Origin of the sequence: Streptomyces sp. NPDC056580, assembly GCF_042793175.1 — a bacterium.
Classification (GTDB): domain Bacteria; phylum Actinomycetota; class Actinomycetes; order Streptomycetales; family Streptomycetaceae; genus Streptomyces.
Map to the genome: position 1 here is coordinate 45,504 of NZ_JBHTVE010000009.1, position 19,759 is coordinate 65,262.

At 71.4% G+C, this 19,759-nt stretch carries 20 protein-coding genes; 13 read left to right on the forward strand and 7 right to left on the reverse strand.

Annotation, left to right across the window (positions count from 1 at the left end; genetic code table 11):
- Positions 1-3: 3 nt before the first annotated feature.
- From ACFQ9Z_RS20980 to ACFQ9Z_RS21010, 7 genes are all read left to right on the forward strand, one after another.
- On the forward strand, positions 4-555 hold the full coding sequence (locus tag ACFQ9Z_RS20980; protein WP_383020192.1) for a F0F1 ATP synthase subunit B: 552 nt from the start codon (positions 4-6) through the stop codon (positions 553-555).
- A complete protein-coding gene (locus ACFQ9Z_RS20985) occupies positions 552-1,367 on the forward strand; it encodes a F0F1 ATP synthase subunit delta (RefSeq protein WP_383020196.1) in 816 nt (271 codons plus the stop codon). The genes ACFQ9Z_RS20980 and ACFQ9Z_RS20985 overlap by 4 nt, the downstream gene beginning before the upstream one ends.
- A gap of 140 nt (positions 1,368-1,507) precedes the next feature.
- Positions 1,508-3,100, forward strand: coding sequence for a F0F1 ATP synthase subunit alpha (gene atpA, locus ACFQ9Z_RS20990; protein WP_383020199.1), 1,593 nt, complete (start codon positions 1,508-1,510; stop codon positions 3,098-3,100).
- Positions 3,101-3,121: 21 nt separating this feature from the next.
- Positions 3,122-4,039 (forward strand): F0F1 ATP synthase subunit gamma, encoded by a 918-nt coding sequence (locus ACFQ9Z_RS20995; RefSeq protein WP_383020203.1) that lies wholly within the window; start codon positions 3,122-3,124, stop codon positions 4,037-4,039.
- Entirely contained in the window at positions 4,040-5,476 is a 1,437-nt protein-coding gene (gene atpD / locus ACFQ9Z_RS21000) for a F0F1 ATP synthase subunit beta (RefSeq protein WP_383020208.1), read from the forward strand.
- Between the two features lie 110 nt (positions 5,477-5,586).
- Positions 5,587-5,964, forward strand: coding sequence for a F0F1 ATP synthase subunit epsilon (locus tag ACFQ9Z_RS21005; protein WP_143626875.1), 378 nt, complete (start codon positions 5,587-5,589; stop codon positions 5,962-5,964).
- Positions 5,965-6,117: 153 nt separating this feature from the next.
- Complete coding sequence (locus ACFQ9Z_RS21010; RefSeq protein ID WP_383020212.1) at positions 6,118-6,564, forward strand: DUF2550 domain-containing protein; 447 nt, start codon at positions 6,118-6,120, stop codon at positions 6,562-6,564.
- Between the two features lie 59 nt (positions 6,565-6,623).
- On the opposite strand, the gene ACFQ9Z_RS21015 is transcribed toward ACFQ9Z_RS21010, so the two are convergent.
- The 3 genes from ACFQ9Z_RS21015 to ACFQ9Z_RS21025 all read right to left on the reverse strand — a co-directional run bounded on the left by ACFQ9Z_RS21015 (position 6,624) and on the right by ACFQ9Z_RS21025 (position 10,380).
- Entirely contained in the window at positions 6,624-8,444 is a 1,821-nt protein-coding gene (locus tag ACFQ9Z_RS21015) for a glycosyl hydrolase family 18 protein (protein WP_383020215.1), read from the reverse strand.
- A 125-nt stretch (positions 8,445-8,569) separates the two neighbouring features.
- Positions 8,570-9,211: a response regulator gene (locus tag ACFQ9Z_RS21020; RefSeq protein WP_383020219.1), complete on the reverse strand. Its 642-nt coding sequence runs from the start codon at positions 9,209-9,211 to the stop codon at positions 8,570-8,572.
- Positions 9,208-10,380 (reverse strand): sensor histidine kinase, encoded by a 1,173-nt coding sequence (locus ACFQ9Z_RS21025; protein ID WP_383020224.1) that lies wholly within the window; start codon positions 10,378-10,380, stop codon positions 9,208-9,210. Before ACFQ9Z_RS21025 ends, ACFQ9Z_RS21020 begins: the two co-directional genes overlap by 4 nt.
- Positions 10,381-10,531: 151 nt before the next feature.
- Between ACFQ9Z_RS21025 and ACFQ9Z_RS21030 the strand changes: the two genes are divergently transcribed.
- The gene (locus ACFQ9Z_RS21030; protein ID WP_383020228.1) at positions 10,532-11,065 is read left to right on the forward strand and encodes a hypothetical protein; all 534 of its coding nucleotides are present in this window, start codon (positions 10,532-10,534) and stop codon (positions 11,063-11,065) included.
- On the opposite strand, the gene ACFQ9Z_RS21035 is transcribed toward ACFQ9Z_RS21030, so the two are convergent.
- Positions 11,062-11,634, reverse strand: a complete 573-nt coding sequence (locus ACFQ9Z_RS21035) for a cob(I)yrinic acid a,c-diamide adenosyltransferase (protein ID WP_383020231.1) — start codon at positions 11,632-11,634, stop codon at positions 11,062-11,064. The genes ACFQ9Z_RS21030 and ACFQ9Z_RS21035 overlap by 4 nt on opposite strands.
- A gap of 218 nt (positions 11,635-11,852) precedes the next feature.
- Here ACFQ9Z_RS21035 and ACFQ9Z_RS21040 point away from each other — a divergent pair, with 218 nt between their 5' ends.
- Positions 11,853-12,386: an SMI1/KNR4 family protein gene (locus ACFQ9Z_RS21040; protein ID WP_383020234.1), complete on the forward strand. Its 534-nt coding sequence runs from the start codon at positions 11,853-11,855 to the stop codon at positions 12,384-12,386.
- A gap of 21 nt (positions 12,387-12,407) precedes the next feature.
- Here the strand turns inward: ACFQ9Z_RS21040 and ACFQ9Z_RS21045 are convergent, their stop codons facing one another.
- Positions 12,408-12,545: a hypothetical protein gene (locus ACFQ9Z_RS21045; RefSeq protein ID WP_383020237.1), complete on the reverse strand. Its 138-nt coding sequence runs from the start codon at positions 12,543-12,545 to the stop codon at positions 12,408-12,410.
- A gap of 329 nt (positions 12,546-12,874) precedes the next feature.
- Here ACFQ9Z_RS21045 and ACFQ9Z_RS21050 point away from each other — a divergent pair, with 329 nt between their 5' ends.
- From ACFQ9Z_RS21050 to ACFQ9Z_RS21060, 3 genes are all read left to right on the forward strand, one after another.
- Positions 12,875-13,723, forward strand: a complete 849-nt coding sequence (locus ACFQ9Z_RS21050) for a 3-hydroxyacyl-CoA dehydrogenase family protein (RefSeq protein ID WP_143626859.1) — start codon at positions 12,875-12,877, stop codon at positions 13,721-13,723.
- 174 nt (positions 13,724-13,897) lie between these two features.
- Positions 13,898-14,221, forward strand: coding sequence for an STAS domain-containing protein (locus ACFQ9Z_RS21055; RefSeq protein WP_143626857.1), 324 nt, complete (start codon positions 13,898-13,900; stop codon positions 14,219-14,221).
- A 293-nt stretch (positions 14,222-14,514) separates the two neighbouring features.
- Positions 14,515-16,992, forward strand: a complete 2,478-nt coding sequence (locus ACFQ9Z_RS21060) for an ATP-binding protein (protein WP_383020245.1) — start codon at positions 14,515-14,517, stop codon at positions 16,990-16,992.
- Positions 16,993-17,067: 75 nt separating this feature from the next.
- Here the strand turns inward: ACFQ9Z_RS21060 and nucS are convergent, their stop codons facing one another.
- Positions 17,068-17,739: an endonuclease NucS gene (gene nucS, locus ACFQ9Z_RS21065; protein ID WP_383020249.1), complete on the reverse strand. Its 672-nt coding sequence runs from the start codon at positions 17,737-17,739 to the stop codon at positions 17,068-17,070.
- 299 nt (positions 17,740-18,038) lie between these two features.
- Here nucS and ACFQ9Z_RS21070 point away from each other — a divergent pair, with 299 nt between their 5' ends.
- Positions 18,039-18,431, forward strand: coding sequence for an SCO5389 family protein (locus ACFQ9Z_RS21070; RefSeq protein ID WP_383020252.1), 393 nt, complete (start codon positions 18,039-18,041; stop codon positions 18,429-18,431).
- Between the two features lie 124 nt (positions 18,432-18,555).
- Here ACFQ9Z_RS21070 and ACFQ9Z_RS21075 read toward each other — a convergent pair whose 3' ends face one another.
- Complete coding sequence (locus tag ACFQ9Z_RS21075) at positions 18,556-19,584, reverse strand: LLM class flavin-dependent oxidoreductase (protein ID WP_383020258.1); 1,029 nt, start codon at positions 19,582-19,584, stop codon at positions 18,556-18,558.
- Positions 19,585-19,759 lie beyond the last annotated feature (175 nt).

Here is a 19,759-nt window from a genome sequence, read left to right on the forward strand (position 1 = left end):
GATGTGATCGCCAACCTGGCACAGCTGGCGGCCGAGGAGACCGAGCAGAACCCGCTCATCCCGGCCGGCCCCGAGCTGCTCGTCGGCACCATCGCCTTCGCCATCGTGTTCTTCTTCTTCTGGAAGAAGCTGCTTCCGAACATCAACAAGGTTCTGGAGGAGCGTCGCGCGGCGATCGAAGGCGGCATCGAAGAGGCCGACGCCATGAAGGTCGAGGCCCAGAGCGTCCTTGAGCAGTACAAGGCCCAGCTCGCCGAGGCCCGGCACGAGGCCGCGCGTCTGCGCCAGGAGGCGCAGGAGCAGGGTGCCGCGCTCATCGCCGAGATGCGGGCCGAGGGCCAGCGGCAGCGCGAGGAGATCGTCGCCGCCGGTCACGCCCAGATCGAGGCCGACCGCAAGGCCGCCGCGGCCGCCCTCCGCCAGGACGTCGGCAAGCTCGCCACCGAACTGGCCGGCAAGCTCGTCGGCGAGTCCCTCGAGGATTACGCCCGCCAGAGCCGTGTGATCGACCGCTTCCTCGAGGACCTCGAGGAGAAGGCCGAGGCCACGCGATGAACGGAGCGAGCCGCGAGGCCCTCGCAGCCGCACGTGAGCGTCTCGACGCGCTGACGGACTCCACGTCCGTCGACGCGACGAAGCTCGCGGACGAGCTGGCGGCCGTCACCGCGCTGCTCGACCGCGAGGCCAGCCTGCGTCGGGTCCTCACCGACCCGGCGCAGCCCGGTGAGGCCAAGGCCGAGCTGGTCCGGCGGCTGATCGGCGCTCAGGTCGGCACGGCCACCGTCGACCTGGTGTCGGGCATGGTCCGTTCCCGCTGGTCGCAGCCGCGCGACCTGGTGGACGCCCTGGAGGAGCTGGCGAACGTCGCCGACCTCACCGCGGCGGAAAAGGCGGGCACGCTCGACGACGTCGAGGACGAGCTGTTCCGGTTCGGCCGGATCGTCTCCTCCAACACCGAGCTGCGGGCCGCGCTCACCGACCGCGCGGCGAGCGCCTCGGCCAAGGTCGAGCTGCTGCACCGGCTCCTCGGCGGCCGGGCCAAGCCCACCACCGAGCGTCTGGTCGCGCGCCTGGTGTCCGCGCCGCGTGGACGTAGCCTGGAAGCGGGACTGGAGTCCCTGTCCAGGCTCGCCGCCGAGCGCCGGGACCGCATGGTCGCCGTCGTCACGTCGGCGGTGCCGCTGAGCGACGGGCAGAAGCAGCGCCTCGGCGCCGCCCTGACCAAGCTCTACGGTCGCCGGATGCACCTCAACCTGGACGTCGACCCCGAGGTCGTCGGCGGGATGCGGGTGCAGATCGGTGACGAGGTCATCAACGGCTCCATCGCGGACCGGCTGGAGGACGCGGCCCGCCGCATGGCGAGCTAGCGCAACCCCGGCAATCGAGAAAACGCAAGACGTGCTTACGGCCCTGGTTGGGCCGTGCAGAGGATTCACCTCGTTCAGGGGGGAGTCCCCATCCCCCCGCAGTGAAACGTCGGGCCCAACAAGGAGAGCAGGGAACCCAGATGGCGGAGCTCACGATCCGGCCGGAGGAGATCCGGGACGCGCTGGAGAACTTCGTCCAGTCGTACAAGCCGGACGCGGCCTCGCGCGAGGAGGTCGGTACGGTCACCGTCGCCGGCGACGGTATCGCCAAGATCGAGGGCCTGCCCTCGGCCATGGCGAACGAGCTGCTGAAGTTCGAGGACGGCTCCCTCGGTCTCGCGCTGAACCTGGAAGAGCGCGAGATCGGCGCCGTCGTACTCGGTGAGTTCAGCGGCATCGAGGAGGGGCAGCCGGTGCACCGCACCGGTGAGGTCCTCTCCGTCGCGGTCGGCGAGGGCTACCTCGGCCGCGTCGTCGACCCGCTCGGCAACCCGATCGACGGTCTCGGCGAGATCGAGACGTCCGGCCGCCGCGCCCTCGAGCTGCAGGCCCCCACGGTCATGCAGCGCAAGTCGGTGCACGAGCCGATGGAGACCGGCTACAAGGCCGTCGACGCGATGACCCCGATCGGCCGTGGTCAGCGTCAGCTGATCATCGGTGACCGTCAGACCGGCAAGACCGCCCTGGCCGTCGACACGATCATCAACCAGCGCGACAACTGGCGCACCGGCGACCCGAAGAAGCAGGTCCGCTGCATCTACGTCGCCATCGGCCAGAAGGGCTCCACCATCGCCGGCGTGCGCCGCGCGCTGGAGGAGAACGGCGCCCTGGAGTACACGACCATCGTCGCCGCCCCGGCGTCCGACCCGGCCGGCTTCAAGTACCTGGCGCCGTACACCGGTTCGGCCATCGGTCAGCAGTGGATGTACGAGGGCAAGCACGTCCTGATCATCTTCGACGACCTGTCGAAGCAGGCCGACGCCTACCGCGCCGTGTCGCTGCTGCTGCGCCGCCCGCCGGGCCGTGAGGCCTACCCGGGTGACGTCTTCTACCTGCACTCCCGTCTGCTGGAGCGCTGCGCCAAGCTCTCCGACGACATGGGCGCCGGTTCGATGACGGGTCTGCCGATCGTCGAGACCAAGGCCAACGACGTCTCGGCGTTCATCCCGACCAACGTCATCTCCATCACCGACGGCCAGTGCTTCCTGGAGTCGGACCTGTTCAACGCCGGTCAGCGTCCCGCGCTGAACGTCGGTATCTCCGTCTCCCGAGTCGGTGGTTCCGCCCAGCACAAGGCGATGCGCCAGGTCTCCGGCCGCCTCCGCGTGGACCTCGCCCAGTTCCGTGAGCTGGAGGCGTTCGCCGCCTTCGGCTCCGACCTGGACGCGGCCTCCAAGGCCCAGCTGGAGCGCGGTCAGCGCATGGTCGAGCTGCTGAAGCAGGACCAGTACCAGCCGATGTCGACCGAGGACCAGGTCGTCTCCATCTGGGCCGGCACCAACGGCCGTATGGACGACGTCCCGGTCGCCGACATCCGCCGCTTCGAGCGGGAGCTGCTGGACTACCTGCACCGCAAGGAGTCGGGCCTGCTCACCTCCATCCGTGAGGGCGCCAAGATGTCGGACGACACGATCCAGGCGATCGACGACGCCATCGCGGAGTTCAAGAAGCAGTTCGAGACCTCGGACGGCAAGCTGCTCGGCGAGGACACTCCTGCCGCTGCCGCCAAGTGACGTAAGGAAGGGACCTGACTCATGGGAGCCCAGCTCCGGGTCTACAAGCGTCGCATCCGATCCGTCAGCGCGACCAAGAAGATCACCAAGGCGATGGAGATGATTGCCGCCTCGCGCGTCGTCAAGGCGCAGCGCAAGGTGGCGGCCTCCACGCCGTACGCGACCGAGCTGACGCGCGCGGTCACGGCGGTCGGTACGGGTTCGAACACCAAGCACCCGCTCACCACGGAGGCGGAGAACCCGGTCCGTGCCGCGGTTCTGCTCCTCACGAGCGACCGCGGTCTGGCCGGCGCCTTCAACTCCAACGCCATCAAGGCGGCGGAGCAGCTGACCGAGCGCCTGGAGCGCGAGGGCAAGCAGGTCGACACGTACATCGTCGGCCGCCGTGGTGTCGCCCACTACAACTTCCGTGAGCGCAAGATCGCGGAGTCGTTCACGGGCTTCACCGACGAGCCCTCGTACGCGGACGCCAAGAAGGTCGCGGCGCCGCTGATCGAGGCCATCGAGAAGGAGACGGCGGACGGCGGCGTGGACGAGCTCCACATCGTCTACACCGAGTTCGTCTCGATGATGACGCAGACCGCGCTCGACACCAGGCTGCTGCCGCTGCGTCTCGAAGAGGTCGCGGAGGAGACCGCCCCCAAGGGCGAGATCCTCCCGCTGTACGACTTCGAGCCGTCGGCGGAGGACGTCCTCGACGCCCTGCTGCCGCGCTACGTGGAGAGCCGGATCTACAACGCGCTGCTCCAGTCGGCCGCTTCGAAGCACGCCGCCACGCGGCGCGCGATGAAGTCGGCCACCGACAACGCGGGCGAGCTGATCAACACGCTCTCCCGTCTTGCCAACGCGGCCCGCCAGGCCGAAATCACCCAGGAAATCAGCGAGATCGTCGGTGGCGCGAGCGCCCTGGCCGACGCGACCGCGGGGAGTGACCGATAAATGACCACCACTGTTGAGACCGCGACGGCTACGGGCCGCGTCGCCCGGGTCATCGGCCCGGTCGTCGACGTGGAGTTCCCCGTCGACGCGATGCCGGACATCTACAACGCCCTTCACGTCGAGGTGGCCGACCCGGCCAACGCCGGCGAGAAGAAGACGCTGACCCTGGAGGTCGCCCAGCACCTGGGTGACGGCGTGGTCCGCACCATCTCCATGCAGCCCACCGACGGTCTGGTCCGCCAGGCCCCGGTCGCCGACACCGGCAACTCCATCACGGTGCCCGTCGGCGACTTCACCAAGGGCAAGGTGTTCAACACCCTCGGTGAGGTGCTGAACGCCGACGAGCAGTACGACGGCGAGCGCTGGGGCATCCACCGCAAGGCCCCGAACTTCGACGAGCTCGAGTCGAAGACCGAGATGTTCGAGACGGGCGTCAAGGTCATCGACCTGCTCACCCCGTACGTCAAGGGCGGCAAGATCGGCCTGTTCGGCGGCGCCGGCGTCGGCAAGACGGTGCTCATCCAGGAGATGATCTACCGTGTCGCCAACAACCACGACGGTGTCTCCGTGTTCGCCGGTGTCGGTGAGCGCACCCGTGAGGGCAACGACCTCATCGAGGAGATGACCGACTCGGGCGTCATCGACAAGACCGCGCTGGTCTTCGGTCAGATGGACGAGCCCCCGGGCACCCGTCTGCGCGTCGCGCTGGCCGGCCTCACCATGGCCGAGTACTTCCGTGACGTCCAGAAGCAGGACGTGCTGTTCTTCATCGACAACATCTTCCGCTTCACGCAGGCCGGCTCCGAGGTCTCCACCCTGCTCGGCCGTATGCCGTCCGCGGTGGGTTACCAGCCGAACCTGGCCGACGAGATGGGCCTCCTCCAGGAGCGCATCACCTCGACCCGCGGTCACTCGATCACCTCGATGCAGGCGATCTACGTCCCCGCCGACGACCTGACCGACCCGGCCCCGGCGACCACGTTCGCCCACCTCGACGCGACGACGGTTCTGTCCCGTCCGATCTCCGAGAAGGGCATCTACCCGGCCGTGGACCCGCTGGACTCCACGTCCCGGATCCTGGACCCGCGCTACATCGCCGCGGATCACTACAACGCGGCCATGCGCGTGAAGACGATCCTGCAGAAGTACAAGGACCTCCAGGACATCATCGCGATCCTCGGTATCGACGAGCTCGGCGAGGAGGACAAGCTCGTCGTCCACCGTGCCCGTCGCGTGGAGCGCTTCCTGTCCCAGAACACCCACGTCGCCAAGCAGTTCACCGGCGTGGACGGTTCGGACGTGCCGCTGGACGAGACGATCGCCGCGTTCAACGCGATCTGCGACGGCGAGTTCGACCACTTCCCGGAGCAGGCGTTCTTCATGTGCGGTGGTCTCGAGGACCTGAAGAAGAACGCGAAGGAGCTGGGCGTCTCCTGAGCCCCGTGCTCGTCTGAGGGGGCGGGCGCGTCCCGCCCCCTCTGTCACGCCTACTAGAATTGACCCCAACACCCGGCACTACCGCCGGGTGGTGACCCGAGGAGCCAACCTTGGCTGCTGAGCTGCACGTCGAGCTGGTCGCCGCCGACCGCCAGGTCTGGTCCGGCGAGGCCACCCTGGTCGTCGCGCGCACCACGTCCGGCGACATCGGCGTCATGCCCGGTCACCAGCCGCTGCTCGGTGTGCTGGAGTCGGGCCCGGTGACCATCCGTACGAGTGATGGCGGAACGGTCGTCGCCGCGGTGCACGGCGGTTTCGTCTCGTTCGCCGACAACAAGCTCTCGCTGCTGGCCGAGATCGCCGAACTGTCGGACGAGATCGATGTCCAGCGCACGGAGCGCGAGCTCGAGCGCGCGAAGGCGGAGGACGACGCGGAGGCACAGCGCCGCGCCGACGTCCGTCTGCGGGCGGCGACGGCGGCGCGTTGATCCAGCGCGCGGTGTGATGACGTCACTCAGCCGCGGTCGGTCCGGAGCAATCCGGTACCGACCGCGGCTGAGGCAGATGTGGGTGTTTTTTCGGTTTCATTACTCAGTTGTTAGCGCAGTGACACTGTCTGGGAGACGAGGAGGTCGGTGCCGATGGTCCTCGCTCTGACTGTGTGCGGGATCGTGGTCGCGCTCGTGGTGGCGGGACTGTTCCTGTTCGGGCTGCGCCGCAGGCTGATCCAGCGCTCCGGCGGGACCTTCGACTGTTCCCTGCGCTGGGACGTGCCCGAGAAACCGGACGCCGGCGGCAAGGGCTGGAGCTACGGCGTCGCCCGCTACAACGGCGACCGGATCGAGTGGTACCGGGTCTTCTCCTACGCCCTGCGCCCCCGCCGCGTGCTGGAGCGCGCGGCCATCGAGGTGGCCGGCCGCCGGCTTCCCGAGGGCGAGGAGGAGCTGGCGCTGCTCTCCGACGCGGTGGTCCTCGCCTGTACTCACCGCGGCACCCGGCTCGAACTGGCGATGAGCGAAGACGCGCTGACCGGATTCCTGGCGTGGCTGGAAGCAGCCCCGCCCGGGCAGCGGGTCAACGTGGCATGACGACGTTCACCCTCCACCGGACGAAGTCCGGTGGAGGGTGAACGTCGTTCGGGAGGGTCTTACAGGTTGCTGTTGATGGCGCTCACCAGCTCGCCGTTGCTGGTGTCACCGCTGAACTCCCAGAAGAACGCGCCGCCGAGGCCCTGGTTCTTGGCCCACGCCATCTTGCCGGCGATGGTGGCGGGGGTGTCGTAGGACCACCAGTTGCTGCCGCAGTGCGCGTACGCCGTGCCGGCGACCGTGCCGGTGGCCGGGCAGGACGTCTTGAGCACCTTGTAGTCCTCGATGCCCTGCTCGTAGGTGCCCGTCGCCGGGCCCGTGGCCGTGCCGCCCGGGGCGTCCTGGGTGACGCCGGTCCAGCCGCGGCCGTAGAAGCCGATGCCGATGAGCAGCTTCTTCGCGGGAACGCCGGCGGCCTTGAACTTGGCCATCGCGTCGGCGGTGGTGAAACCGTCCTTCGGGATGCCGGAGTACGAGGTGAGCGGGGAGTGCGGGGCCGTCGGGCCCTTGGCGTCCCACGCGCCGAAGAAGTCGTACGTCATCACGTTGTACCAGTCGACGGAGCTCGCGGCGCCGGCGTAGTCGGCGGCCTCGATCTTGCCGCCGGCCGAGCCGTCGGCGGTGGTGGCCGCGGTGACCAGGTTGTTGGAGCCGAACTTGGCGCGCAGCGCGGCCATCAGGTTCTTGAAGGCCGCCGGCCCGCTGGTGTCACAGGTCAGCCCGCAGGCGTTCGGGTACTCCCAGTCGATGTCGATGCCGTCGAACACGTCCGCCCAGCGCGGGTCCTCGACCAGGTCGTAACAGGACTGCGCGAAGGCGGCCGGGTTCTTCGCGGCGTCGGCGAAGCCGCCGGACCAGGTCCAGCCGCCGAAGGACCACAGGACCTTGATGTTCGGGTACTTGGCCTTGAGCTGGCGGAGCTGGTTGAAGTTGCCGCGCAGCGGCTGGTCCCAGGTGTCGGCGACGCCGCTGACGGACTGGTCGGCGGTGAACGCCTTGTCGTAGTCGGCGTAGGAGTCGCCGATCGCGCACTTGCCGCCGGTGACGTTGCCGAAGGCGTAGTTGATGTGCGTGATCTTCGACGCGGAGCCGGACGTCACCAGGTTCTTGACGTTGTAGTTGCGTCCGTAGATGCCCCACTCGGTGAAGTAGCCGAGCTTGACCTTGTCGCCGGTGGGCGGGGGAGTGGTGCCGCCACCGGTGGTGTGCACGGCGACCGCGCCGCTGACCGGTCCGGTCTGGTCGGCGGTGTCGCGGGCCCGCACGGTGTAGGAGTAGTCCGTGCCGGCGGTCAGCCCGGTGTCGGTGTACGAGGTGGCCGTCACCGTGGAGACGACCTTGCCGTCGCGCAGGACGTCGTAGTTCTTGACGCCCTTGTCGTCGGTGGCCGCGCTCCAGCTCAGCTTGACCGAGGTGTCGGTGATGCCGGAGGCGGTCGGCGTGCCCGGGGCGGAGGGCGCCGCGTCACCGGGGACCGTGGTGCCGTCGCAGCTGTCGCCGTTCAGCTTGCAGTTGGACGGGGAGCCGGGGCCCGCGCCGTTGAAGCCGAAGGAGACGGAGGCGCCGGGGGCGATGCTGCCGTTGTAGGACTTGTTCTTGGCGGTCCAGTGGTTGCCGGAGTTCGTGACGTCCGCGTCCCACGCGGAGGTGACGGACGTGCCGGAGGGGAAGTCCCACTCGACGGTCCAGGAACTGATGGCGCTGGTACCGGTGTTCTTCACGGTCCACTGACCGCCGAAGCCGGTGCCCCAGTCGCTGCTCTTGGTGAAGCTCGCCGTCGCGTTGGCCGCGGCCTGGGCGGGGCTCGCGAGACCGACGAGGCCGGCCAGGGGGAGCAACAGGGTCGCGAACCCTGCCGCGGCTCTGTGTCTGAAGCGCATGCTGCGCCTCCCTCTTCGTTGGGGGTGTCACGGGCATGACTGAGCCTTCACGCCCACGGTGCCGCGAGGATAGAAAGGTCTGGACCACGTGGTCAATAGGTCTGGACCACTTGCCATCGGTGCGGCTAGATCCCCAACTCCTGTGCAAGGACGGCGGCTTGCACCCTGCTGCGCAGCTCCAGCTTCGCCAGCAGGCGACTGACGTGCGTCTTCACCGTGCCCTCCGCCATCTCCAGGCGCCGGGCGATCTCCGCGTTGGACAGCCCCTCGCCGACACAGGACAGCACCTCGCGCTCGCGCCGGGTGAGCCCGTCCAGCACCGCCGGGCCGGCCGCCGGCTCCCGCGCCGGGGCCGCGGCGAACTCCGCGATCAGCCGCCGGGTGACGGCGGGCGCGACGATCCCCTCCCCGCGCGCCACCGTCCGCACCGCCGCCAGCAGGTCGCCTGCCTCGGTGTGCTTCAGCAGGAACCCGGCCGCTCCCGCCCGCAGCGCCCCGAAGACGTACTCGTCCAGATCGAACGTGGTCAGCACCAGCACGTCCGCCAGCCGCTCGGCGGTGATCCGGCGGGTCGCCGTCACCCCGTCCAGGCGCGGCATCTGAACGTCCATCAGGACCACGTCGGGGCGCAGTTCCCGGGCCAGTTCCACCGCCCGCTCGCCGTCCGCGGCCTCGCCGGCCACCTCGATGTCGGGCGCGCTGCCGAGGATCAGGACCAGTCCGGCGCGGACGGCGGCCTGGTCCTCGGCGACCAGCACTCGGATCACGCGGGGTCTCCTCCGTTCAGCGGGAAGGCGGCGCGCACGGTCCACACGCCGTTGTCGGGACCGGCCGCGAACACGCCGCCGAGCAGGGCCGCCCGCTCCCGCATCCCCGCCAGACCGGCGCCCGAACCGGGTGCCCGGGGCGAGTCGCCGGGCCGGTAGGGGCTGGTCACCCGGACGTCCAGGGCGCCGTCGCGCTGCCGCAGCGCGACGTGCACCCGCCCCCGCGCCGCGTGCTTGAGGGCGTTGGTCAGCGACTCCTGCACGATCCGGTACGCGGCGAGTTCCACCGGCGCGGGCACCCCGCCGTGACCGGCGTCGAGGGTCACCTCCAGGCCGTTGGCGCGGGCGCCCTCGACCAGGGCGGCGAGGCCGTCCAGGGTCGGGGTGGCGGCGGGCCCCGGCGCGCCGCTGCCGGCCCGCAGGATGCCGATCAGCCGCCGCATCTCCTCCAGTCCGGCCACGCTGTTCTCCCGGATGACGGCCAGGGCGTCCTTGGAGATCGCCGGGTCGTCCAGGGAGAGCGCGGCGGTGGAGTGGATGGCGATCGCGGACAGGTGGTTGGCGATCAGGTCGTGCAACTCCCGGGCCACCCGCGCCCGTTCCGCAGTGACCGCCTGGGCGCGGTCCGTCTCGGCCAGCAGCGCGGTCTGCTCGGCGCGCAGCCGGGCCGCCTCGGCGGCGTCGCGGTGGTTGCGCACCACCCAGCCGGTGGAGGCGGGCGCGAACGCGACCACGCCGACGCCGACGCCGATCAGCAGGCCCTGCGGGTCGCGCCACAGGGCCGCCGGGACGACTCCGCCGACCACCGTCAGCATGCCGGTGACCCAGGGGATGCGGCGCGCGGAGGCCGGTGTGCCGTACAGGACTGCCGCGTACACCAGGTCGGTGTAGAGCACGACGGTGACGATGCTGCCTTCGGTCACCGTGTCCAGCGTCAGCGCGGCCGTGCCGATCAGCAGCGCGGTACGGGGCCGGACGCGGCGCAGCGGCTCACAGGCGGCCGTCACCGCGAGCGGCGCCAGCGGGGCCCAGGGGGCGCCCCAGAGCACCAGGCCGTCCGAGGCCACCCGCGGGTGCATCCCGAGCGCCCACAGCAGCACCCCGCCGAGCAGCCCGCCCACCGCGATGCGCCAGTCGTCGCGGTGCGGGCGGGGCGGGGCGAGGGGCATGACCCCATCCAACACGGCCCGCGGGCGCCGCGCCTGCTCCCCTGGAACGGTCCCGGACTGCGACTTTCGATTACCCCCGGTTCGTCGCCGCCGACGATGATCCGGGCGCCGCGGTCCGCGAGGCTGGAGGCCGGACGAAGGGAGCGGATCCGTGGTCGTGGGACTGATCGTCGCCTGCGAGGCGGCCTTCTGGGTACTGCTGGCCGCCGGGCTGGCGTTCCGGTACGCGCTGCGGATGCCACGCACCGGGCTCGCGCTGCTGCTCTGCGAGCCGCTGCTGGAGGTCGTGCTGTTCGCGGTGACCGCCGTCGACCTGAGGAACGGGGCCGAGCCCGACTGGCGGCACGGCCTCGCCGCCGTCTACATCGGCTTCACCGTCGGCCTCGGCCACTCGACGGTCAGGTGGGCCGACGCCCGCGCCGCCCACCGCTTCGCCGGAGGCCCGCCGCCCGAGCGGCCCCCGAGGTACGGCAGAGCCCGCGCCGTCCACGAGTGGAAGGTCGCGGGCCGCTGGATCCTCGCCTCGCTGGTCGCGCTGGCCCTGCTGCAGGCGGCGGTCTGGTACGTCGGCGGCCACGGCGAGACCGGTTCGCTGCGGGCCTGGCAGTCGCGGATGCTGCTGCTGATCGCCGTCAACGTGGTGATCGCCGCGAGCTACACGCTCTTTCCCAAGCGGGAGCGCTAGCGTTCCCCGCCCGGCACCCACAGCACGTCCCCGGTCTCGTTGTTCGCCGTCCGGGCCAGGATGAACAGCAGGTCGGACAGGCGGTTGAGGTAGGTCGCGGTCAGCGGGTTCATCACATCGCCGTGCGCCTCCAGCGCCGCCCAGGTGGAGCGCTCGGCCCGGCGGACCACCGTGCACGCCTGGTGCAGCAGGGCGGCGCCGGGGGTGCCGCCCGGCAGGATGAAGGAGCGCAGCTTCTCCAGCCGCTCGTTGAACCGGTCGCAGTCCGCCTCCAGCCGGTCGACGTAGAACTGCTCGACCCGCAGCGGCGGGAACTCCGGGTTCTCCTTCACCGGCGTCGACAGGTCCGCGCCCACGTCGAACAGGTCGTTCTGGACGCGGGTGAGGACCTCGACGATCTCCGCGTCCAGGCCGCCCAGCGCGATCGCCGTGCCGAGCACCGCGTTCGCCTCGTTGGCGTCGGCGTACGCCGAGATCCTGAGGTCCGTCTTGGCGACCCTGCTCATGTCGCCGAGGGCGGTGGTGCCCCGGTCGCCGGTCCTGGTGTAGATGCGCGTCAGATTGACCATGTGACCAGCGTAGTTACGGCCGGGCCGTCCGGGAGTCCCATGTGCCGACCGTCACGGCCGGCGCGGCGGACCGGGCCGTGCCCGGTGTCCTCGCGCGCGGGACGCGGGCGGACGGCGGGGCCGGGCGCGGAACGGGCCGGCGAGCCGTGGATCATGTACGGGGCTGCAGGGGCCATCACCGGCGTGGGGCCGGAGAACGACCCGGACAGGCGGACGACTTGCTGAGGATCGAAGAGCTGGAGGCCGTGCTGCCGGCGATGACGCGGTGGCGCGTGCCCGGGGGACGCGGCGTGGACTGGGCCGCTCTGGAGGCGGCGCTCGGGACGGCGCTGCCCTCGGACTTCCGCGCGCTGGCGGAGGCGTACCCGGTGCTGGTCGTCGACGACTTCCTGGCGGTGTCCCTTCCCCGGCCCGGGAACGAGGCCGGGTGGGCCTCGGCGCGCCGGGAGGACGAGATCCTCCAGGACCTGTACGAGATGGGCGACACCGAGGACTACGTCCCCTACCCGCGGCCCGGCGGCCTGGTCTCCTGGGCGTCGTCCTACGCGGGGGACGACTTCTTCTGGAGGACGGGCCCCGCGGACCCGGACGCCTGGCCGGTGGTCGTCCGCGGGGACAACGGCGACTGGTCGGAGTTCCCGGTCGGCGTCGTCGAGTTCCTGGCCGGCGTGTACGGGCGCACCATCGATGTGCCGGGCATGCCCCGGAACTTCCCCGCCGACCAGCCGGAGGTGCTGGGACTGACCGACTGAACGTCGCCGGGGCCGGGGCCGCTAGTCCGCCGTCACTCCCCAGTACCCGATCCGCCGCGGCTCGCCGTCCCCGGCCGGTTCGGCCTCCTGTGCCCCGCGGAACGCCACCGCCAGGTCCTGCTGGTAAGGGCCCGTGCTCGTCCAGCGGTTGCCGCCCATGTCGCTGCCTCTTTCCCCGGTTCCCGGTGGGTCGAGGGCCAGCGTAGGAGCAAGTACTGACAGCGGCAGGCGGACGGGCGGCTCGTGCGCGGACCGCGGACGTGACCGGCATCTCATCCCGTGAGACGTGAAACGCGTTACTAACTGCGCCGCTGCGCCCCTCGCGGACGCTAGTGTCCGGCCGAGAGGTAGGCCCCGGCGTGACCTTCGCGCCTGCCCGGCGGCGTCCGGTGAGGCAACCGTCCCAGGACGCCGGACTGAAACCCCCGAGCGGACCGGGGAAGGCAGCGCCAGGGCCTGACGACAGCGCGTATCAGGGGAGTCGCACAGTGGCACGGAAGCTCGCCGTCATCGGCGCCGGTCTCATGGGGTCCGGCATCGCTCAGGTCGCCGCGCAGGCGGGCTGGGACGTCGTCCTGCGGGACGTCACCGACGAGGCCCTGAAGCGCGGCACCGACGGCATCAAGGCCTCGTACGACAAGTTCGTGAGCAAGGGCAAGCTGGAGGCGCACGACGCCGACACCGCTCTCGGCCGCATCACCGCGACCACCGACCTGGACGCCGCCGCCGACGCCGACATCGTCGTCGAGGCGGTCTTCGAGAAGCTCGAGGTGAAGCACGAGATCTTCCGCGCGCTCGACAAGATCGTGCGGCCGGAGACCGTGCTCGCCTCCAACACCTCCGCCATCCCGATCACCAAGATCGCGGCGGCCACCGAGCACCCCGAGCGCGTGGTGGGCGTGCACTTCTTCTCGCCGGTGCCGATGATGCAGCTCGTCGAGCTGGTCCGCGGTTACAAGACCAGCGACGAAACCCTCGCCGCCGCACGGGAGTTCGCCGAGTCGGTCGGCAAGACCTGCATCGTCGTCAACCGGGACGTGGCCGGCTTCGTCACCACCCGCCTCATCTCCGCCCTGGTGGTCGAGGCGACGAAGCTGTACGAGTCCGGCGTGGCCACCGCCGAGGACATCGACCTCGCCTGCAGGCTGGGCTTCGGCCACGCCATGGGCCCGCTGGCCACCGCGGACCTCACCGGCGTGGACATCCTGCTGCACGCCACCGGCAACATCTACACCGAGTCGCAGGACGAGAAGTTCGCCCCGCCGGAGCTGATGCGCCGGATGGTGGACGCCGGTGACATCGGCCGCAAGAGCGGGCAGGGCTTCTACAAGTACTGATCCGTACGAATCCAACCAGATCCGCACGCACGCCCCGGGAGTGTCACTCCCGGGGGTGAATTCGGTATCGGTTCGCTTACAAGCAGCAACCGCCCTGCCACTCAGGCAGTCAGAGGTTGCACAGCATCAGCACCGTCACGGAGTACGCCGGACCGCACTCAACGGGGAGCGCATATGTACATCAGGGGCGACCACGCCGAGCTGGTCGTCGGGGGCCGCCTCGACGTCCGCAGCGCGGCGGACGCCCGTACGGCCCTGCACTCGGCCGTCGACGACGGCGTCGGCGACCTGGTGCTCGACCTGTCCGAACTGGACTCCTGGGACGCCACCGGACTCGGGGTGATCATGGGCGCCCACCGGCGGGCCGGCCGCTGCGGTCGCCGCCTGGTGCTGCGCGGGGTCCCGGCCCAGATGCAGCGGCTGCTGGTCGCCACCCGGCTGCACCGCATCCTCGCCATCGAGGGCGGCATCGGGGTCGAGTCGCTGCCGCGTGTGTGACGCACCCGGGCCGCGTGTGTGACGCATCCGGGACGGGGGTGACCGGGGCGACGGGGGAGATCCGGGCGCAGGGTCCTTAACGCACCACGAGGGCAATCCTCACCGGACCGTGACGTCTCGGGCCGCGCGGCACCCCGCCCTGTCGTGGATACTGTGCCAAGGTTTAGGGTTCGGTCGCCCGCTGCCTGAAGCAACCCTCGAGCGGGACCGGACCAGAAGCGACAGCGCGGTGTGCAACAGGCCGGTAGGGACCGGTTTTCAGGGCACACGACGCTTTTGGGGGGCTTGAACCCATGGACCCGATCACTCCGGGACCCGAGGAGCACGGCCAGGCTCTCGGCCGCCGTCCGCCCCGGGAATCCCTCACCTCCGACTTCGGCCAGAGCGCACTCGCGACCGCCCGCACGTCGCAGGTCGTCTCCGGCGGCTTCCTGCTCACCGTCAACCCGGTGGACGGCAGCGAGATAGAACCCTGCCCGCCGCACCAGCGGCCCGAGCGGCCCCGCAAGCGCACACCCGCCGAGCGCGCCGAGACCGAGCGTGCCGCCCGGCCGCCCGTGCCGCCCGGCCCGGCGCTGCCGACACCCGCCCTGCTGGAGCGCCAGGACGAACGCGAGCGCCTGGTCCGACTGCTCGCGCGCGGCCGCTCGGTGCGGCTCACCGGCCCCGGCGGCTCCGGCCGCACCGCCCTGCTCGACCTCGTCGCCGAGGACTGCGCGGACCTCGCGCCCGACGGCGTGGTCCGGCTCTCCGGCTTCCACCGCACCGCCGCCGAACTCCTGCACGACCTGTTCCACGCCGTTCACGAGGCCCCGGCACACCGCCCCGAACACGACGAACTCGTCGCCCTGGCCGGGGAGATCGGCGCCGTCGTCGTCGTGGACGACCTCGAGTTCGGCGGCGCGGCCCTGGACGAACTGCTCGACGCCACGCCCGAGTGCGCCTTCCTGCTCGCCGCCACCCCCGACGTGCCCGCTCCCACCGCCGGCTCCGAGGTCGAGGAGGTCTTCCTGGGCGGCCTGGACCGGGCGGCCGGTGTGGAGATCCTGGAGCGGACCGTCGGCCGTGTGCTCACCGAGGAGGAGGCCAACTGGGCCGGTGACCTCTGGTTCGAGTCCGAGGGCCTGCCGCTGCGCTTCGTGCAGGCCGGCGCCCTGCTCCGGCAGCGCGACCAGGTGCGCGCCAGCGCCGGGGCGGTGGACGAGTACGGCGTCTTCGAGGACGTACTGACCCGTGCCGGCGAAGAGTTCGACGCCGGCGCCGACGACGGCGACCAGCCGGCCCTGCCGTCCCTCGCCGAAGCGGCCGCGCCCGCCCCGCTGCTCGCCTCCCGGCTGAGCGCCTCCGCCCGCGCCACCCTCCGCCTCGCGGTGGCCCTCGACGGTGAGGTGCCGCACCAGGCGCACCTGCCCGCCCTGGTCGGCGACACCCACGCCGACGCCGCGCTCGGTGAACTCGCGGGCTGCGGACTGGTCTCCGCGGTCGGCCCCCGCTACCGGCTCGCGGCCGGTGTGCGGGCCCAGCTCGAGGCCGCCGGATACGACGCCGACGTCCCCGCCGAGGCCCGCACGGCCGCCGAGCACTACGCCTGGTGGGCCGGGCACCCCTCGGTCACCCCTGAGCGGGTGTGCGCCGAGGCCGACGCGGTCCTCGCCGCACTCGCCGTGGTGGTGCCGGACACCCGGCCCGCCGCCGACGACGACGAGGAAGACGTCGCGGTCCGGCTCGCCCGCGCGGCCGCGCCCGCCTTCGCCGCCGGGCTGCACTGGAGCGCCTGGGAACGATCGCTGCGCTCCGGCGCCGAGGCCTCAAGGCTCTCCGGGGATGTCGCCGAACAGGTCTACTTCCATCACGAGTTGGGCGTCCTCGCGCTGTGCGCCGGACAGCTCGACCGGGCCCGTGCCGAGCTGGAGGCCTCGGGCGGGCTGCGCGCGGCGCTGGCCGACAAGCGGGGCGCGGTCGCCGGGCGCCGTGCGCTGGCGCTGGTCGCCGACCTGGCCGGCGAGGCCCCCGGGCTCGCGGCGACGGCCGGTGAGGAGGCGCCCGACGCCCGCCGCGAGGAGGCCGCTTCACCGTCCGGCGGGGTGCCGGCGCCCCTCGCGGCGCCGTTCGGGCCGGCCGGCGACTCCCTGGTCACCCGCCGGACCCCGGCCGCCGGGGCCGGCGGCGGCATCCGGCGAGTGGCCCGCCGCAACCTGGTCGCGGCCGGTTCCGGGGCGCTGCTCGTCGCCGTGCTCGGCACGGTCGTCACGCTCGGCATGACGTCCGAGCAGAACGCCGACCGGAACCCGGCCGGCACGGTCGACGTCAACCCGTCGGTGAGCCAGGGCATCGAGGACAGCAGCCCCGGCGCCGAACCGGAGAAGAGCGGCGAACGCGGGGCAGACCCCGGCAGGGCTTCCAGCAGCCCGGTCAACCCCGGGCCCGACGGCACCTACGGCACCTCGGACGACCCGGCCCCGCCCGCGGACAGCTCCGGCCCGTCGTCCCGTCCCAGCGCCACGAAGGCTCCGGGCGGCGGGGGCACGACGCCGTCGCCGACCAGGGGCACGCACCGGCCGGGCTCGCAGACGCCCACGCCGACCGTATCCACCCCGCAGAGCAGCCCGCCGCCCAGTTCGAGCGCGCCGCAGTCGCCGTCCCCGTCGGAGGACCCGTCCTCGTCACCGGGCACGTCCACCTCGGCGAGCGGCCCGGCGTCCGGCGCCCCGGCGGCGTCGGACGGCGCGGCGGGCGCGGCTGTGGCCGGCGGTCCGGATTCCGTGGTGTGACCCCTCCCGCCCGACGCGCGAGGGCCGGTTCCCCCAGGGGAACCGGCCCTCCGCCGTACCGGCCCGGCCGCGGGCTCAGAACAGCCGCAGTTTGTCGTCCTCGATGCCGCGCATGGCGTCGTAGTCCAGGATCTGGCAGTTGATGCCGCGGTCCGTGGCCAGCACCCGGGCCTGCGGCTTGATCTCCTGGGCCGCGAAGACACCGCGGACCGGGGCCAGGTGCGGGTCGCGGTTCAGCAGTTCCAGGTAGCGGGTGAGCTGTTCGACGCCGTCGATCTCACCGCGCCGCTTGATCTCGACGGCGACCGTCCCGCCGTCCGCGTCCCGGCAGAGGATGTCCACCGGGCCGATCGCGGTCATGTACTCGCGGCGGATGAGGGTGTAGCCCTCGCCGAGGGTCTCGATGCGGTCGGCGAGCAGCTCCTGCAGGTGCGCCTCCACGCCGTCCTTGATCAGACCGGGGTCCACGCCGAGTTCGTGCGAGGAGTCGTGGAGGATCTCCTCCATCGTGATGATCAGTTTCTCGCCCGCTTTGTTGACCACGGTCCACACGCCCGCGTCGTCGCCCGCGCCCTCCTTGAGGGTGCAGGGCGGCGACATCCAGTTGAGGGGCTTGTACGCCCGGTCGTCCGCGTGGATGGAGACGCTGCCGTCCGCCTTGACCAGGATCAGGCGGGGCGCCGAGGGCAGGTGGGCGGTGAGCCGGCCGGCGTAGTCGACCGAGCATCGGGCAATGACGAGACGCATGGTCGGCAACGCTACTCGACACCCGGTGGTGCACGCGATCCGCCCTCCCGCCGCAGGACCTCACCGGCACCTCCGGCCCGGGGGGCCACCCTTTTTATCCCTGGAAACTCCTGTTCAACTCTGGCCGATTGTGCACGCAAAGGGACCGTTCCATATACGCAATCTGCTGGTGTGGTCACCGACCGTTGCCTACCGTAGAGAACGGGAGGTCGCGGTCTGTGTACCCAGCGTGTTCGGTATCGCGAACTCCCTTGTCTGTCCGGCAACCCCTGCTCGGCGGGGGTGCGAGAGGAGAACCCATGTCGCTCGACGTCTCACCGGCCCTACTCGAACAGGCCGAGCGAGGCGAGGTCGACGAAGCAGCATTCGTCGACTGCGTCCGGACCTCCCTGCCCTATGCGTGGGAGATGATCAGCTCCCTGGTGGCCCAGCTGAAGGTGGACGGCGGACCCTTCGCCGACAACCAGACGCCTCCGCCGGACGAGCAGGCGCGCGGTCAGCTGCTGCGTGCGCTCGCGAGTGACGCCATACGCGGTGCGCTGCAGCGGCACTTCGGGGTACGGCTGGCCTTCCAGAACTGCCACCGGGTGGCGGTGTTCCCGCTGGACGACTCGGTGGACGAGACGCTGGCCCGCTTCACCTCGGTACGCAACCAGTTGCTGAACCAGTCGCCGGAACTCCGGGACTGCTGACGCGCGGACACCCGGCTGTTTGCACAGTGAGCCGCTTGCTTGCCGCTCCACCTGGGGGAGGTGCATGCGTACTGGGGCGGCAAGCCCCCCGTGGCGCCCGGGGGCCCTGCGGCCCGTCGGCCCGTCAGCGGAGCTGGGCCAGCACCTCGGCGCCCAGCCGCCGCACGTTCTCCTCCGTCGCCGCCAGATCGCCCGAACCCTCGACGAGGAGGGCGAAGCGGGTGATGCCGGTGCGCTCGGAGGTGGCGGCCAGCCGGTCGGCCGCCAGCCGCGGGGTGCCCACCGGGTGCAGTCCGCAGAGCAGTTCGGTGTAGGCGTGCGGGTCGCGCATGGCACGCGCCCTGCCGTCCACGGTCACATGGGCCTCCAGGCCCTGTTTCAGCCAGCCCGGCATCGCCTTCAGCAGAGTCTCCACCGCCTCGGTGCGCCGGTCGGCCAGCTGGCAGACGCCCGCCGAGACATGGGCCGCGCCCGCGATCTCCTCGGGGGGCAGGCCGGCGGTCCGTGCGGAACGCCGCCACAGGGCGACCATCTCGGCCTTTTCCTCGTCACCCACATGCATCCCGAGCAGCATCGGCAGCCCGCGCTCGGCCGCCAGCCGCACCGTGGCCGGTGAGGTGCAGGCGACCACCACCTCCGGTCCGGGGGTCTCCGTCAGGGCCTCCGAGGGGCGGGGCACGACCGGCACCTCGCGGAAGGAGAAGCGTTCACCAGAAGCCGCGACGGACGGTTCGCGCAGCCAGCGCACCAGCAGATCGAGTGATTCCGGGAACCCCCGTTCGTACGCCTGAAGGGTCGTGCCGAACACCTCCAGGTCCACCCAGGGTCCGCCGCGCCCCACGCCCAGCGTGAACCGTCCGCCGCTCGTCAGGTGCAGCAGCGCGGCCTGTTCGCCGAGCGCGACCGGGTGGGCCGTGGGCAGCACACTGACCGCGGTGCCGACGCGGACGCGCTCGGTGCGCCCGAGCAGCATGGCGGCCAGGGTGACCGCGGACGGACACGTGCCGTACGGCACGAAGTGGTGCTCGGCCAGCCACACCGTGTCCAGCCCGGCCTGTTCGGCGACCTCCGCCGAGCGGACCGCACGGTGCAGTGCCTCCCCGGGGCCCTGGCCCGGGAACTGGGCCGCCAGCACAAAACTTCCTACGCGCATCGCTCTTCCTGCTTCCTTGGCTCCGACCGGAGCTCCCCCACCGGGCATAACCGTCTGACACGTGCCGAGGACACGGCCTGGCGGGGAGATTTGCGGATTGTCTGCAGAATGGGCGCCCTTGTGGGGGCACTTGTGCGGATCGGAGCGCTACGTGTACCCCTGACGGCGCCGCGTA

Bases quoted from the DNA above. Each gene is read 5' to 3' on its own strand.
- ACFQ9Z_RS20985 (WP_383020196.1), top strand. From the start codon at position 552: ATGAACGGAGCGAGCCGCGAGGCCCTCGCAGCCGCACGTGAGCGTCTC.
- atpA (WP_383020199.1), top strand. From the start codon at position 1,508: ATGGCGGAGCTCACGATCCGGCCGGAGGAGATCCGGGACGCGCTGGAG.
- ACFQ9Z_RS20995 (WP_383020203.1), top strand. From the start codon at position 3,122: ATGGGAGCCCAGCTCCGGGTCTACAAGCGTCGCATCCGATCCGTCAGC.
- atpD (WP_383020208.1), top strand. From the start codon at position 4,040: ATGACCACCACTGTTGAGACCGCGACGGCTACGGGCCGCGTCGCCCGG.
- ACFQ9Z_RS21010 (WP_383020212.1), top strand. From the start codon at position 6,118: ATGGTCCTCGCTCTGACTGTGTGCGGGATCGTGGTCGCGCTCGTGGTG.
- ACFQ9Z_RS21015 (WP_383020215.1), bottom strand. From the start codon at position 8,444: ATGCGCTTCAGACACAGAGCCGCGGCAGGGTTCGCGACCCTGTTGCTC.
- ACFQ9Z_RS21025 (WP_383020224.1), bottom strand. From the start codon at position 10,380: ATGCCCCTCGCCCCGCCCCGCCCGCACCGCGACGACTGGCGCATCGCG.
- ACFQ9Z_RS21035 (WP_383020231.1), bottom strand. From the start codon at position 11,634: ATGGTCAATCTGACGCGCATCTACACCAGGACCGGCGACCGGGGCACC.
- ACFQ9Z_RS21045 (WP_383020237.1), bottom strand. From the start codon at position 12,545: ATGGGCGGCAACCGCTGGACGAGCACGGGCCCTTACCAGCAGGACCTG.
- ACFQ9Z_RS21055 (WP_143626857.1), top strand. From the start codon at position 13,898: ATGTACATCAGGGGCGACCACGCCGAGCTGGTCGTCGGGGGCCGCCTC.
- ACFQ9Z_RS21060 (WP_383020245.1), top strand. From the start codon at position 14,515: ATGGACCCGATCACTCCGGGACCCGAGGAGCACGGCCAGGCTCTCGGC.
- nucS (WP_383020249.1), bottom strand. From the start codon at position 17,739: ATGCGTCTCGTCATTGCCCGATGCTCGGTCGACTACGCCGGCCGGCTC.
- ACFQ9Z_RS21070 (WP_383020252.1), top strand. From the start codon at position 18,039: ATGTCGCTCGACGTCTCACCGGCCCTACTCGAACAGGCCGAGCGAGGC.
- ACFQ9Z_RS21075 (WP_383020258.1), bottom strand. From the start codon at position 19,584: ATGCGCGTAGGAAGTTTTGTGCTGGCGGCCCAGTTCCCGGGCCAGGGC.